The sequence below is a fragment of the Kitasatospora mediocidica KCTC 9733 genome (assembly GCF_000744225.1).
In the GTDB taxonomy this organism is placed as follows: Bacteria; Actinomycetota; Actinomycetes; order Streptomycetales; family Streptomycetaceae; genus Kitasatospora; species Kitasatospora mediocidica.
In genome coordinates, this window is record NZ_JQLN01000006.1 from 115,266 (window position 1) to 127,591 (window position 12,326).

A 12,326-nucleotide genomic window follows, 5' to 3' on the forward strand; every position below is an offset into this window, starting at 1 on the left:
CCGATGGCCAGGGCGATCGACCTCGACAGTTACGTCAAGGGCGTGCTCGGCGGTTCCCGCGCCTACATCGCGCGGGCGATCACGCTCGTGGAGTCCACCCGCGCCGACCACCGCGAGCTGGCCCAGCAGCTGCTGATCCAGCTGCTGCCGCACTCGGGCAAGGCCGTCCGGGTCGGCATCACCGGTGTCCCCGGGGTGGGCAAGTCGACCTTCATCGACGCGCTCGGCACCATGCTCACCGGCCTGGGGCACCGGGTCGCGGTGCTCGCCGTCGACCCGTCCTCCACCCTCACCGGCGGCTCCATCCTGGGCGACAAGACCCGGATGGAGCGGCTGGCGGTGGACCCGGCCGCGTTCGTCCGGCCGTCACCCACCTCCGGCACGCTCGGCGGGGTGGCCCGGGCCACCCGGGAGAGCATGGTGGTGATGGAGGCGGCCGGCTACGACGTGGTGCTCGTCGAGACGGTCGGCGTCGGGCAGTCCGAGACCACCGTCGCGGGCATGGTCGACTCCTTCCTGCTGCTCACGCTGGCCCGCACCGGCGACCAGCTCCAGGGCATCAAGAAGGGCGTGCTGGAGCTCGCCGACCTGGTCGCCGTCAACAAGGCGGACGGCCCGCACGAGACGGACGCCCGCGCCGCCGCCCGCGAACTGGCCGGCGCCCTGCGGCTGATGCACGCCCTGGACGCCGCCTGGACGCCCCCGGTGCTCACCTGCAGCGGCCGGGACGGCGCCGGCCTGGACGAGTTGTGGGAGCGCCTGCAGCAGCACCGCCAGATACTGGACGCGACCGGCGCGCTCGCCGCCAAGCGCCGCGACCAGCAGGTCGCCTGGACCTGGGCGATGGTCCACGACCAGCTGCTCTCCCAGCTGCGTGCCCACCCCGAGGTGCGCCGGATCGCGCCCGACCTGGAACAGCAGGTCCGCGAGGGCACCCTCACCGCCACCCTGGCCGCCGAACGGATCCTCGCGGGCTTCCGGCTACCGCCCGTGTGAGGCCCCGCCGCGCGTGTAGTGCAGGAGCACCACCCCGTTGCCGAACGCCCGGGTCTCGCTGAGCCGCAGCGTGACCCGGGCGTCGGACGGCCCGAACAGCCGCTTCCCGGCCCCGATCAGGACCGGATGGACGTAGAGGTGGAACTCGTCCACCAGGTCGTGCCGCAGGAAGGTCGCGGCGAGATCCGCGCCGCCGAGCAGCAGGTCCCCGCCCGGCTGCGCCTTGAGCGCCAGGACCTCCTCGGGCACCACCTCCCGCACCACCGTGGTGTTCCAGTCGGCCCGCTCCAACGTCCTGGAGTAGACGAACTTCGGCATCTCCCGCCAGATCCCCGCGAACTGCGCCGCCGGCCCGGTGACCGCCGGGTCGGCGTCCGCGGTCGGCCAGAAGTCCGCCATCAGCTGATGGGTGACCCGCCCGCTGAGGATCGCGCCCATCCCCGCGACGTACTCGTTGAGGTGCTGGTGCAACTCGTCGTCGACCAGGTGCCAGTCGATCTCCCGCTCCGGTCCTTCCATGAACCCGTCGAGGGAGACCGACATCATCAGCACGATCTTTCGCATCGCGGTCCTCACTCAGTCGGTCGGTCTTACTCAGCCGGTCGGTCTCACTCAGCAAGGCGTCCGGCTCTGCGTCGGCGCGGTGATCCCGGGCGTGGGGCCGCTGCGGGGCTAGCGTAAGCGGCATGCGTATCGTCATCGCGGGTGGACACGGACAGATCGGGTTGAAGCTGGAACGGCTGCTCTCCGAGCGTGGGGACCGGCCCGTGGGGCTGATCCGGCGGGCTGAGCAGGAGGCGGCGCTGCGCGACGCCGGGGCCGAACCGGTGGTGCTGGACCTGGAGTCGGCCGACGTGGACGCGGTGGCCGCCGTCGTCTCCCGGGCGGACGCGGTGGTCTTCGCGGCCGGCGCGGGCGCCGGCAGCGGCGCCGGGCGCAAGGACAGCGTGGACCGGGCGGCCGCCGTACTCCTGGCGGACGCCGCCGAGCGGGTCGGCGTGCGGCGCTACGTCCTGCTCTCCTCGATGGGCGCCGACGCCGCCGCGCCCGACGGCGCCGACCCGGTCTTCGGCGCCTACCTGCGCGCCAAGGGCGCCGCCGACGACGAGATCCGCTCCCGCCACTCGCTCGACTGGACGGTGCTGCGCCCCGGTCCGCTCACCGACGAGCCGGGCACCGGCCTGGTCCGGCTGGCCGACTCGACGGGCCGCGGCGCCGTCCCCCGCGCCGACGTCGCCGCCGTCCTGGCCGCGCTGCTGGACGAGTCGGCCCCGGCGGTCGGCCGCACGCTCGAACTGGTCTCGGGCCCGGACACCGTCAGCAAGGCACTGGCCACCGCCTGACGCCCACCGCCTTCGCAGGCAACGGCGTGATGGCCGCCCCGGACGGACCGGGGCGGCCATCACGCCGTAGGAGGACCAGGCGTTACTTCTTCACGGCCGCCGCGATCCGGTCGCCGATCCCCTTGTCGACGTTGCGCCAGTACTGGAACGCCCGCTCCAGGATCGGCGCCGAGACGCCGTTCTTCAGGTGGCCGGTGACGTTCGACACCAGGCGGTCGCGCGCCGCGTCGTCCAGCACCTGACGCACCATCGTGCCGGCCTGGCCCCAGTCGTCGTCCTCACGGTGCAGCGGGTAGCCCTCGCGGACCATCTGCCCGGCCACGTCCCAGCCCAGCGGGTCGCCGAAGCGCGCGGTGTCGGCGGCCGGTCCGCCGTACGAGTTCGGCGCGTACGGCGTGGTCGCGCGCGAGGCGTCGAACCGCATCGGGCCGTCCTTGGCGTACGAGTGGACGGGCACGTGCGCCCGGTTGGGCGGGAGCTGGGCGTAGTTCGGGCCGATCCGGTACCGGTGGGTGTCGGGGTAGGAGAAGATCCGGCCCAGCAGCATCTTGTCCGGCGAGACGCCGATGCCGGGCACCAGGTTCGACGGCTCGAACGCGGCCTGCTCGATGTGGACGTGATAGTTGTCCGGGTTGCGGTTGAGCGTCATCCGCCCGACCTCGATCAGCGGGTAGTCGCTGTGCGGCCACACCTTCGTCAGGTCGAACGGGTTGAACCGGTAGCCCCAGGCCTCGTCGAACGGCATCACCTGGACGTACAGCGTCCAGGACGGGTGCTCGCCGCGCTCGATCGAGTCGTAGAGGTCACGCAGATGGGCGTCCGGGTCCTGGCCGGCGAGTGCGTCGGCGTCCGCCTGGGTGAGGAAGTCGATGCCCTGGTCGGTCTTGAAGTGGTACTTGACCCAGAACTTCTCGCCGCCCGCGTTCGCCCACAGGAAGGTGTGCGAGCCGTAGCCGTTCATGTGGCGCCAGGTCTTCGGGATGCCGCGGTCGCCCATCAGCCAGGTCACCATGTGCGCCGACTCGGGGGAGAGCGTCCAGAAGTCCCACTGCATGTCGTTGTCGCGCAGGTGGGTGTCGGGGCGGCGCTTCTGCGAGCGGATGAAGTCCTGGAACTTGATCGGGTCGCGGACGAAGAAGATCGGGGTGTTGTTGCCGACGAGGTCGTAGTTGCCCTCTTCGGTGTAGAACTTCAGCGCGAAGCCGCGCGGGTCGCGCCAACTGTCGGGGGTGCCGAGCTCTCCGGCGACGGTGGAGAAGCGGGCCAGCATCTCGGTCTTCTTGCCGGGCTGGAAGAGGTCGGCCCTGGTGTACTGGCTGACGTCGTTGGTGACCTGGAAGACGCCGTACGCGCCGCCGCCCTTGGCGTGCACCACCCGCTCCGGGACCCGTTCGCGGTTGAACTGGGCCATCTTCTCGATCAGGTAGTGGTCGTGCAGCAGGATCGGGCCGACCGGGCCCGCAGTGAGCGAGTCGGAGTCGCTCTCGACCGGGACGCCTGCGTTGTTGGTGGTGTACGGGACCGCTGACTCGGACATGGGGAAAGGCCTCCTTGCGGTTCGGACGTGCCGACGGGGTGGACACCGAGCCCGTCGGCCCGCGCGGCTCCCGCGCGGACAGCGGGCCGCCGGCTGCGGCCGTATACGACTCAAACACCGGCCGGCCGGTCCCACAACCGCTGCGTCGGCGACCGCTACGCCCTGTCGCGTCAGCCCGGTCGCCCGCGTCCCCCTGCCCGCGTCCTCTCGGCTACGTCCCCCGCCCGCGTCCTCTCGGCTACGTCCCGTCGCCGGACGTGGCGAGCAGTCGGCGGACCTCCTCGTCGCTGGTCTGGTCGAAGTCCCGGTAGTACTGCCCGACCGCCTGGAACAGGGCCGGCGCACCCAGGCAGACCAGGTCGTCGGCCAGCGGGCCGAGGATCCGCAGCGCCTCGGGCGCGGTCACCGGGGTCGCCAGCAGCAGTTCGCTCACCTCCCGCCGCCGCAGCACGGCCATCGCCGCCCGCACGGTGGCGCCGGTGGCGATGCCGTCGTCCACCAGGACCACCGCGCGCCCGGCGAGCTCCAGCGGTGGCAGTGGCCCGCGCAGCAGCGCGGTGCGGGCGACGACCTCGGCACTCACCTCGTCGGTCAGCCGCTCCAGCTGCTGGGCGGGGATACCCAGGGCGGCGACGATGTCGTGGTTGTAGAGCCGGATGCCGCCCTCGCCGACCGCGCCGAGGGCCAGCTCGGGCTGCCCGGGCGCGCCGATCTTGCGGACCACCAGGATGTCCAGCGGCGCGCCGAGCGCGAGGGCCACCTCGTAGGCCACCGGGACGCCGCCGCGCGGCAGACCGACCACCACCGGGTGGTCCGCCCCCCAGTCCGCGACCCGCACGCCGAGCTGCCGCCCGGCGTCCCTGCGGTCCTGGAACATCGGCCGGCTACTGAACACCGTCATCGCTCTCACCGCCTGCCACGCTGTCCAGCCTGCCACCGGAGGCGCTGTTCGCGGGCCCGGCGGGCGGCCGGAGCAGGCCGCGCGGCGTCGCTGGGGCGGTTCTTCGCCGCTGTGTGGTCATGACTGCCGAATGTAGTGGGTCGCACTCCCGTGGTGATCGCCCGACACGGCCTCGGCGCCCTCCCCACCGGGCCCGATGTCCGCTACGGTAGCGGCCACGAGATCCGAACTCCCGCGTGCGGGCCGGAAGCCGCCTCCCCACGGCGCTGCCGCCACGCCCCCGCCGGGAGTCCCACGCGGCACAGCGCTGTGTCCGCGCCCTCAGCCTCCGGCGACAATCCCGGACGGCAGAACTCCCCGCGAGGTGCGCGCAGATGAGGCTCACTCCCCATGAGCAGGAACGCTTGCTGATCCACGTCGCCGCCGACGTGGCCCGCTCCCGGCGGGCCCGCGGGCTGCGGCTCAACCACCCCGAGGCGGTCGCGCTGATCACCTCGCACCTGCTGGAGGGCGCCCGGGACGGCCGGACGGTGGCCGAACTGATGGAGTCCGGACGGCAGGTGCTCGGCCGTGCGGACGTCATGGACGGCATCCCCGAGATGATCCCGGACGTCCAGGTCGAGGCGACCTTCCCGGACGGCACCAAGCTGGTCACCGTCCACGGTCCGATCCTGTGAGCGCCGCGCCGGTCCCCGGCGAGATCCTCTACGGCGAGGGTGACCTCACGCTCAACGCCGGGCGCCCGGTCACCGTGCTGCGGGTGCTGAACGGCGCCGACCGGCCGGTCCAGGTCGGCTCGCATTACCACTTCGCCGAGGCCAACCCGGGCCTGGAGTTCGACCGGAGGGCCGCTCACGGCCGACGGCTGAACATCCCGGCCGGCACCGCGGTGCGCTTCGAGCCGGGCATCCCGATGGAGGTGGCGCTGGTCCCGATCGGCGGCCGGCGCGAGGTGTTCGGCCTGCGCGGCGAGAGCGCCGGAGCACTCGATGGCTGAGCGTGCGCCGGGCGAGCGTCCGGTTCCCCCGGCCCCGACCGGCCTGGTGGTCACCCGGGAGCGCTACGGCGACCTCTACGGGCCCACCGCCGGCGACCGGATCAGGCTCGCCGACACCAACCTGCTGATCGAGATCGAGGAGGACCGCGCGGCCGGCGGCGACGAGGCGGTCTTCGGCGGCGGCAAGATGATCCGCGAGTCGATGGGGCAGAGCCGTGCCAGCCGGGCCGAGGGCGCCCTCGACACGGTGATCACCGGCGCCGTCGTGCTCGACCACTGGGGGATCGTCAAGGCCGACATCGGCATCCGGGACGGCCGGATCAGCGCGCTCGGCAAGGCCGGCAACCCCGAGACCATGGACGGCGTGCACCCCGCGCTGGTGATCGGCCCCGAGACCGAGGTGATCGCGGGCAACGGGCGGATCCTGACGGCCGGCGGGATCGACGCGCACGTCCACTTCATCGCGCCGCAACTCGCCGACGAGGCACTCTCCTCGGGCATCACCACCCTGGTGGGCGGCGGTACCGGGCCGGCCGAGGGCAGCAAGGCGACCACCGTCACGCCCGGCGGCTGGCACCTGGCCCGGATGTTCGCCGCCCTGGACGGAACCCCGCTCAACATCGGGCTGACCGGCAAGGGCAACACCGTCAACAGTGCCGCCCTGCACTCCCAGTTGGCGGCCGGAGCGGTCGGCTTCAAGATCCACGAGGACTGGGGTGCGACGCCCGCGGTGATCGACGCCTGCCTGCGGGTCTGCGAGCAGACCGGAGCGCAGCTCGCGCTGCACACCGACACCCTCAACGAGGCCGGGTTCGTGGCCGACACCCTGGCCGCGATCGCGGGACGCGGCGTGCACGCCTACCACACCGAGGGCGCCGGCGGCGGCCACGCGCCAGACATCATCAGCGTGGTCTCCGAGCTCAACATCCTTCCCAGCTCGACCAATCCGACCCGCCCGCACACCGTGAACACCGTCGACGAGCACCTCGACATGCTGATGGTCTGCCACCATCTGAGCCCCTCGGTCCCCGAGGACCTGGCCTTCGCCGAATCGCGGATCCGGCCCAGCACCATCGCGGCCGAGGACATCCTGCACGACCTCGGCGCGATCTCGATCATCAGTTCCGACTCGCAGGCGATGGGACGGATCGGCGAGGTCATCAGCCGGACCTGGCAGACCGCGCACTGTCTCAAGGCCCGACGCGGCGCGCTGCCGGGTGACGGCCGGGCCGACAACCACCGGGCCCGGCGCTACGTCGCCAAGTACACCATCAACCCGGCCGTGGCCCAGGGCATGGACCATGAGATCGGTTCGGTCGAACCGGGCAAGCTGGCCGACCTGGTGCTCTGGACCCCGGCCTTCTTCGGGGTGAAGCCCGACCTGGTGATCAAGGGCGGTCAGATCGCCTGGGCCCAGATGGGCGATGCCAATGCCTCCATCCCGACGCCGCAACCCCGCTTCCCACGACCGATGTTCGGGGCCAAGGGGCGGGCCCCGGCGGCCAACTCGGTCAACTTCACCGCGCCGCAGGCGATCGACGCCGGTCTGCCCGAACGCCTGGGCCTGGACAAGGCGTTCACGGCCGTGCGGAGCACCCGCGCCGTCACCAAGGACGACATGGTCAACAACACCGCCCGCCCGGACGTCCGGGTCGACCCCGACAGCTTCACCGTGACCATCGACGGCGAACCGGTCACGCCCGCCCCCGCCACCGAACTGCCGCTCGCCCAGCGGTACTTCCTCTTTTGAGCGGCGCCCTCCTGCTGCTCGCCGACGGACGGTTCCCAGCCGGTGGCCACGCCCACTCGGGCGGCGTCGAGGTAGCGGTCCGGGCCGGGCTCGTGAAGGACGCCGACAGCCTGGCCGCCTTCCTGACAGGACGGCTGCACACCACCGGCCTGACCGCGGCCGGCCTCGCGGCCGCGGCGGCCGACGGCTTCGACCCGACCGGGCTCGACGAGGCCGCCGACGCCCGCACCCCGTCACCCGCGCTGCGCGCCACCAGCCGCCGGCTGGGACGCCAACTCCTGCGGGCGGCACGGGCCTGCTGGCCGGACCCGGTGCTGGACGGGCTGGCCGCCGCGCACCCGGGCGGCGCTCACCAGAGCGTCGTCCTCGGTCTGGCGGCCCGTGCGGCCGGGCTGGCCCCCGCCGAAGCGGCCCTCGCGGCCGCGCACGAGAGCGTCAACGGCCCGGCCACCGCCTGCACCCGGCTGCTGGGACTGGACCCGTACCAGGTGGTGGCCGTGCTCGCGCGGCTCGCCCCCGAGCTCGACACGGTGGCGGACGCCGCCACCCGGGCCGCTGCCGAGGCGGTCCGCCGACAGGACGCGTGGCCGCTGCCGGCCGCGTCCGCTCCGCTCCTCGACCTGTTCGCCGAGCGGCACAGCGCATGGAAGGTGAGACTCTTTGCATCGTGACCATCCCACCGACGAGTTCGGCGCCCCCCGGGCGACCGCGCCCACCGAACTCTCCGGCGGTCGGCGCCGGGCCCTGCGGATCGGCCTGGGCGGACCGGTCGGCTCGGGCAAGACGGCGACCGTCGCCGCGCTCTGCCGCGCCCTGCGCGCCGAGCTGTCGCTGGCCGTGGTGACCAACGACATCTACACCACCGAGGACGCCGAATTCCTGCTGCGGCACGCGGTGTTGCCGCCCGAGCGGATCACCGCCGTGGAGACCGGCTGCTGTCCGCACACCGCGATCCGGGACGACATCTCGGCCAACCTCGAAGCCGTGGAGGAGCTGGAGGCCTCGGTCGGCCCGCTGGACCTGGTGCTGCTGGAGTCCGGCGGCGACAACCTGACCGCGACCTTCAGCCGCGGACTGGTCGACGCGCAGATCTTCGTCATCGACGTGGCGGGCGGCGACAAGATCCCGCGCAAGGGCGGGCCAGGGGTGTCCGGTTCGGACCTGCTGGTGGTCAACAAGACCGACCTGGCGCCGCTGGTCGGCGCGGACCTGGCGGTGATGGCCCGCGACGCCAAGGCGCAACGCGGCGAACTACCCACGCTCTTCTGCTCGTTGGCGGAGCCCGACGGTGTCGCGCCGATCGCCGGCTGGGTCAGGGAACAGCTGGCCCGATGGCGCGCGCACTGACGGCCGCCGCCGCACCGGTGAGGGGCGAACTCCCGGTGTCCGTCGCGCGGATCGTCGCGGTGCCGGACACCCGGGAGGACCACGCCGGCACGCTCCTGCCGGTGCTCAGCGGCGCCGGTCCGCTGGCCCTGCGACGGCTGCGCGCCGGGCGGGGGCCGGCGCCCGCCGAGGTCGCGCTGGTCGGTGCGATGGCCGCGCCGCTCGGCGGCGACCGGATCGCCGTGACGGCCCGGGTCGAGGCCGGCGCGCGGCTACGGGTGACCAGCGTCGCGGCCACCGTCAGCCTGCCCGGCCCGCAGCCCGGCCCGGCCTGGTACGACGTCGAGTTGACGGTGGCCGCGGGCGCCACGCTGGAGTGGCTGCCCGAGCCGGTCGTCGCTGCGGCCGGGAGCCACCTGCAGCTCACCACCCTGATCACCCTGGAGGCGGGCGCCCGGCTGCGCTACCGAGAGGAGCAGATCCTCGGCCGGCAGCACGACTGGACCGTGCACGGGCGGCCCGGGCGGCTGACCTCGCGCCTGACCGTCCGCCAGGCGGGCCGGCTGATCCTCGACCAGCAGAGCGACCTCGGCCCGGGCGCCCCGGGCTGGGACGGCCCCGCGGTCCTGGCCGGCCATCGCGCGACCGGTCAACTCCTCACCGTCGGACTGCCGTTCACGGAGCCAGTGCCCGCAGCGCTGCCGGTTCTCGCTGCGCTGCCGGGGGAGCGGGAGAGTCCGGGGGAGGGCCAGGGCGCCGTCGCCCTCACCCTGCCCGGCGCGGACGCCCGCCTCCTGCTGGCCGTTGCCCCCGACGGCCTGGTGCTGCGCCGGCTGCTCACGCAGCCTGCGGACCCGTCATGACGGGAGTGCGAGGACCTGCCGCAGCACCCGGTGCAGCTGCCCGGCCGCGCCCGGATGCTCCGCGCGTCCGGCGATGTGGCCATCGGGGCGCACCAGCAGCGCGCCGCCGTCAGGCACTTGGCAGATCCGCCGCCAGCTCCCCGGCTGCTCCTCGCGCGACCGCCCGTCGTCGAGCGGACGGAGGGTGACGGCGAGTCCGGCCGCAGCGGCGTCGTCGGCCTGCCGCTGCCAGGCGTCGTCGGGCGCCTGGGTCACCAGTGTGAAGCCGGGACCGACCAGATCCAGGGTGGAGTCGACGCCGGGCCGTCCGGTGAGCCGCACGTGCGGCGCACGCGCGCCGGGAGTGCCGCTCGGACGATAGGCGGACAGCCCCGTCGGGCCCCCGTCGTCGCCACCGCTCGCCGCGCTGTGCCCGGGCCTGCCGGCCTCGCCCTCGCCGATGACGGCGCCGGAGCGGTAGACCGCCGAGAGCAGGAGCTCGTCGTCGATGCGGTAGCCGCTGCGGTTGCGGGAGTTGTCCAGCGAGATGTCGATCACCTGCCGGGCGACCGGGCGGCGTTCGGCCTCGTAGCTGTCCAGCAGTCGGGTACCGGCCCGCCCGGCCGTGATGGCCGCGAGCTTCCAGGCGAGGTTGTCCGCGTCGCCGATCCCGGTGTTCATGCCGTGCCCGCCGGTCGGCGGGATGACGTGGGCGGCGTCACCGGCCAGCAGCACGCGGCCGCTGCGGTAGGCGTCGGCCAGCTGGGCATCCATCCGCCAGGTCATCGTGTCCTGGATCGTCACCGGCAGCTCGGGGAGTCCGGCCGCGCCGCGTACCAGCTCGGCGAGGTGGGCGGGGTCGGCGAGGCGTTCGTCGGGCCGGGCCGGGTCGAAGGGGTGCTGGTAGATCCACCGGTGGTCGTTGTCCACCGCGAGGAACCCACCCCCGCCGGGCCGGGTGAGGAAGTAGGACGCGCTGAGCCGGTCGGCCACTACCGGCCCGAGCGGTGCCTCGAAGCGGACGCTGAGGAAGTGCCCGAGCCCCACCGGACCGGCCATCGCGACACCGCCGCCGGCCCGCACGCCGCTGCCGGCGCCGTCGCAGCCGACCAGCCAGTCGGCCCGCACGACGTGCCGCGCGCCGGTGGAGGCGTCCATGAGTACCGCATGCACCTGGTCAACGTCCTGGCCGAACGACTCCAGCCGGGTCCCGAACCGCACTCGGTCGCCGCCCGCCTCTCTTGCGCGGCGCAGCAGCACCGGTTCCAGAGCGTCCTGGGAGCAGATCAACCCGGGGGAGGGGGTGAGCTCGGTACCGTCCTGCGCCGGTGACCCGGTCCCGTCGCGGACGAACTCCGGATCCACGAGGTCCCGTCCGCGATAGAAGAAGACCTGGTCGGCGGGGAGCCCGGCGGCGCGGATCGCGTCCTCGACGCCGCAGCGCCGGAACACCTCCATCGACCGGGCCGAGACACCACGCGCCTTGGGGTGCCGACCTACCTCCGGCCGGGCCTCCACCAGCAGATGGTCCACGCCGTACGCGGAGAGCAGCACGGACAGGGTCAGGCCCACGGGCCCGCCGCCCGCGATCAGCACGCGCGTCGTGGTCGGGAATCGCATGGCTCTCCCTTGCTCGGTAACGCCTATAGAGTGATTTTGACGTTACCATGAGAGCGAGCGATGCTCTCGATGCGTGCGACGCCTCAAAGGGAGAGCAGTGTCTGCAAGTGAGAGCACTGCTCTCTTTCGCGAGCGATGCTCAACGACAAGGGCGGTGTTCGTCTACCACGAGCGGCGCCATCCAATGGCGTGCGCCGCTCTCGAATGCGGTCGATGTTCGCTAGCGAGAGCACTGCTCACTGAAGAGAGCAGTGCTGACAAAGGAGAGCAGTACGTGCCCGACGACCTGCGCGGGACCAACCCCCGTGGCCTCTACTTCGTCACCGATCTGGCCAACGCGATCCAGGAGGGTGGCACGGTCGACGCCGCCGAACTCCAGGACCTGCTGGCCCGCCACGGCGGCCCGCCGTTCGTGCTCACCGACGACGACGCCCGGCAGCTGAGCGAGGCCGCCGGCCAGCTGATCCAGGTCCTGCAGTTGCACGACGAGGATCGTGCGGCCGAAGCGATCAACGCCCTGCTCGCCCGCTACCCGGCCGAGCCACGCCTGACCCGACTGCCAGGCCGCCCCTGGTCCCTGCACGCCCGCGCTCCCGAGGACGCCGACCTCACGCACTGGCTGCTGTCCACCGCCGCCCTGGCCCTCGGCCTCTGGCTCAGCGAACGAGGCGGTTGCGCCTGGGGCCGCTGCGCTGCCCCCGACTGCGACCGCTTCTTCATCGACACCGGCCGCCGCACCCCCCAGCGCTACTGCTCCCCACGCTGCGCCACCCGCGTCCGCGTCGCCGCCCACCGCACCCAGCGCAGCTCGGCCGGACCAGCTGTGCCTGCCGGACCCGTGACATCCGCTGCGCCTGCCGAACTCCCCGGTTCCGCTGCGGCTGCCAGCCCCGGCCCTGACCCCGTTGGCGTCGCAAGCCCCGAAGACCGCGCCTGAGATGCCTGTGGCGCCTTGGAGGTTGTTGTCGTTCTGAACTTGATGCCTGCACTTCCGCTGTTCAGGCATAGGGTCGG

The 12,326-nt window shown here is 73.1% G+C and carries 13 protein-coding genes; 9 read left to right on the top strand and 4 right to left on the bottom strand.

Annotated elements, in window-relative coordinates; translation table 11 throughout:
- Positions 1 to 3 precede the first annotated feature (3 nt).
- Complete coding sequence (gene meaB / locus BS80_RS26775) at positions 4 to 996, top strand: methylmalonyl Co-A mutase-associated GTPase MeaB (protein ID WP_035802984.1); 993 nt, start codon at positions 4 to 6, stop codon at positions 994 to 996.
- On the opposite strand, the gene BS80_RS26780 is transcribed toward meaB, so the two are convergent.
- Positions 982 to 1,560 carry a dihydrofolate reductase family protein gene (locus tag BS80_RS26780; RefSeq protein ID WP_035802986.1) on the bottom strand — a complete coding sequence of 193 codons (579 nt, stop codon included), beginning with the start codon at positions 1,558 to 1,560 and terminating at the stop codon, positions 982 to 984. The genes meaB and BS80_RS26780 overlap by 15 nt on opposite strands.
- A 122-nt stretch (positions 1,561 to 1,682) precedes the next feature.
- Between BS80_RS26780 and BS80_RS26785 the strand changes: the two genes are divergently transcribed.
- On the top strand, positions 1,683 to 2,339 hold the full coding sequence (locus tag BS80_RS26785) for an NAD(P)H-binding protein (RefSeq protein ID WP_035802988.1): 657 nt from the start codon (positions 1,683 to 1,685) through the stop codon (positions 2,337 to 2,339).
- An 82-nt stretch (positions 2,340 to 2,421) separates the two neighbouring features.
- On the opposite strand, the gene BS80_RS26790 is transcribed toward BS80_RS26785, so the two are convergent.
- Together BS80_RS26790 and BS80_RS26795 are read right to left on the bottom strand one after the other, a co-directional pair.
- A complete protein-coding gene (locus BS80_RS26790) occupies positions 2,422 to 3,876 on the bottom strand; it encodes a catalase (protein ID WP_035802990.1) in 1,455 nt (484 codons plus the stop codon).
- A 238-nt stretch (positions 3,877 to 4,114) separates the two neighbouring features.
- Complete coding sequence (locus BS80_RS26795; protein ID WP_063772088.1) at positions 4,115 to 4,777, bottom strand: phosphoribosyltransferase; 663 nt, start codon at positions 4,775 to 4,777, stop codon at positions 4,115 to 4,117.
- Between the two features lie 374 nt (positions 4,778 to 5,151).
- On the opposite strand from BS80_RS26795, the gene BS80_RS26800 reads away from it, so the two are divergent.
- Genes BS80_RS26800 through BS80_RS26825 form a run of 6 tightly spaced genes read left to right on the top strand, consistent with a single transcriptional unit; the run spans position 5,152 to position 9,713 of the window.
- Positions 5,152 to 5,454, top strand: a complete 303-nt coding sequence (locus tag BS80_RS26800) for an urease subunit gamma (RefSeq protein ID WP_035802992.1) — start codon at positions 5,152 to 5,154, stop codon at positions 5,452 to 5,454.
- Positions 5,451 to 5,774, top strand: a complete 324-nt coding sequence (locus tag BS80_RS26805) for an urease subunit beta (protein WP_035802994.1) — start codon at positions 5,451 to 5,453, stop codon at positions 5,772 to 5,774. The genes BS80_RS26800 and BS80_RS26805 overlap by 4 nt, the downstream gene beginning before the upstream one ends.
- The gene (locus BS80_RS26810) at positions 5,767 to 7,524 is read left to right on the top strand and encodes an urease subunit alpha (RefSeq protein ID WP_051967235.1); all 1,758 of its coding nucleotides are present in this window, start codon (positions 5,767 to 5,769) and stop codon (positions 7,522 to 7,524) included. Before BS80_RS26805 ends, BS80_RS26810 begins: the two co-directional genes overlap by 8 nt.
- The gene (locus BS80_RS26815) at positions 7,521 to 8,195 is read left to right on the top strand and encodes an urease accessory protein UreF (protein ID WP_035802995.1); all 675 of its coding nucleotides are present in this window, start codon (positions 7,521 to 7,523) and stop codon (positions 8,193 to 8,195) included. The genes BS80_RS26810 and BS80_RS26815 overlap by 4 nt, the downstream gene beginning before the upstream one ends.
- Positions 8,185 to 8,871 (top strand): urease accessory protein UreG, encoded by a 687-nt coding sequence (gene ureG / locus BS80_RS26820; protein ID WP_035802997.1) that lies wholly within the window; start codon positions 8,185 to 8,187, stop codon positions 8,869 to 8,871. Before BS80_RS26815 ends, ureG begins: the two co-directional genes overlap by 11 nt.
- A complete protein-coding gene (locus tag BS80_RS26825) occupies positions 8,856 to 9,713 on the top strand; it encodes an urease accessory protein UreD (protein ID WP_051967236.1) in 858 nt (285 codons plus the stop codon). Before ureG ends, BS80_RS26825 begins: the two co-directional genes overlap by 16 nt.
- Here BS80_RS26825 and BS80_RS26830 read toward each other — a convergent pair.
- Positions 9,708 to 11,312 carry an FAD-dependent monooxygenase gene (locus BS80_RS26830; RefSeq protein ID WP_035802999.1) on the bottom strand — a complete coding sequence of 535 codons (1,605 nt, stop codon included), beginning with the start codon at positions 11,310 to 11,312 and terminating at the stop codon, positions 9,708 to 9,710. The genes BS80_RS26825 and BS80_RS26830 overlap by 6 nt on opposite strands.
- A 274-nt stretch (positions 11,313 to 11,586) precedes the next feature.
- Here BS80_RS26830 and BS80_RS26835 point away from each other — a divergent pair, with 274 nt between their 5' ends.
- Complete coding sequence (locus tag BS80_RS26835) at positions 11,587 to 12,249, top strand: CGNR zinc finger domain-containing protein (RefSeq protein WP_051967237.1); 663 nt, start codon at positions 11,587 to 11,589, stop codon at positions 12,247 to 12,249.
- Positions 12,250 to 12,326: the final 77 nt, after the last annotated feature.

Excerpts from the sequence above, each read along its gene's own strand:
- meaB (WP_035802984.1), top strand. The coding sequence starts at position 4 with ATGGCCAGGGCGATCGACCTCGACAGTTACGTCAAGGGCGTGCTCGGC.
- BS80_RS26780 (WP_035802986.1), bottom strand. The coding sequence starts at position 1,560 with ATGCGAAAGATCGTGCTGATGATGTCGGTCTCCCTCGACGGGTTCATG.
- BS80_RS26785 (WP_035802988.1), top strand. The coding sequence starts at position 1,683 with ATGCGTATCGTCATCGCGGGTGGACACGGACAGATCGGGTTGAAGCTG.
- BS80_RS26790 (WP_035802990.1), bottom strand. The coding sequence starts at position 3,876 with ATGTCCGAGTCAGCGGTCCCGTACACCACCAACAACGCAGGCGTCCCG.
- BS80_RS26795 (WP_063772088.1), bottom strand. The coding sequence starts at position 4,777 with ATGACGGTGTTCAGTAGCCGGCCGATGTTCCAGGACCGCAGGGACGCC.
- BS80_RS26800 (WP_035802992.1), top strand. The coding sequence starts at position 5,152 with ATGAGGCTCACTCCCCATGAGCAGGAACGCTTGCTGATCCACGTCGCC.
- BS80_RS26810 (WP_051967235.1), top strand. The coding sequence starts at position 5,767 with ATGGCTGAGCGTGCGCCGGGCGAGCGTCCGGTTCCCCCGGCCCCGACC.
- BS80_RS26825 (WP_051967236.1), top strand. The coding sequence starts at position 8,856 with ATGGCGCGCGCACTGACGGCCGCCGCCGCACCGGTGAGGGGCGAACTC.
- BS80_RS26830 (WP_035802999.1), bottom strand. The coding sequence starts at position 11,312 with ATGCGATTCCCGACCACGACGCGCGTGCTGATCGCGGGCGGCGGGCCC.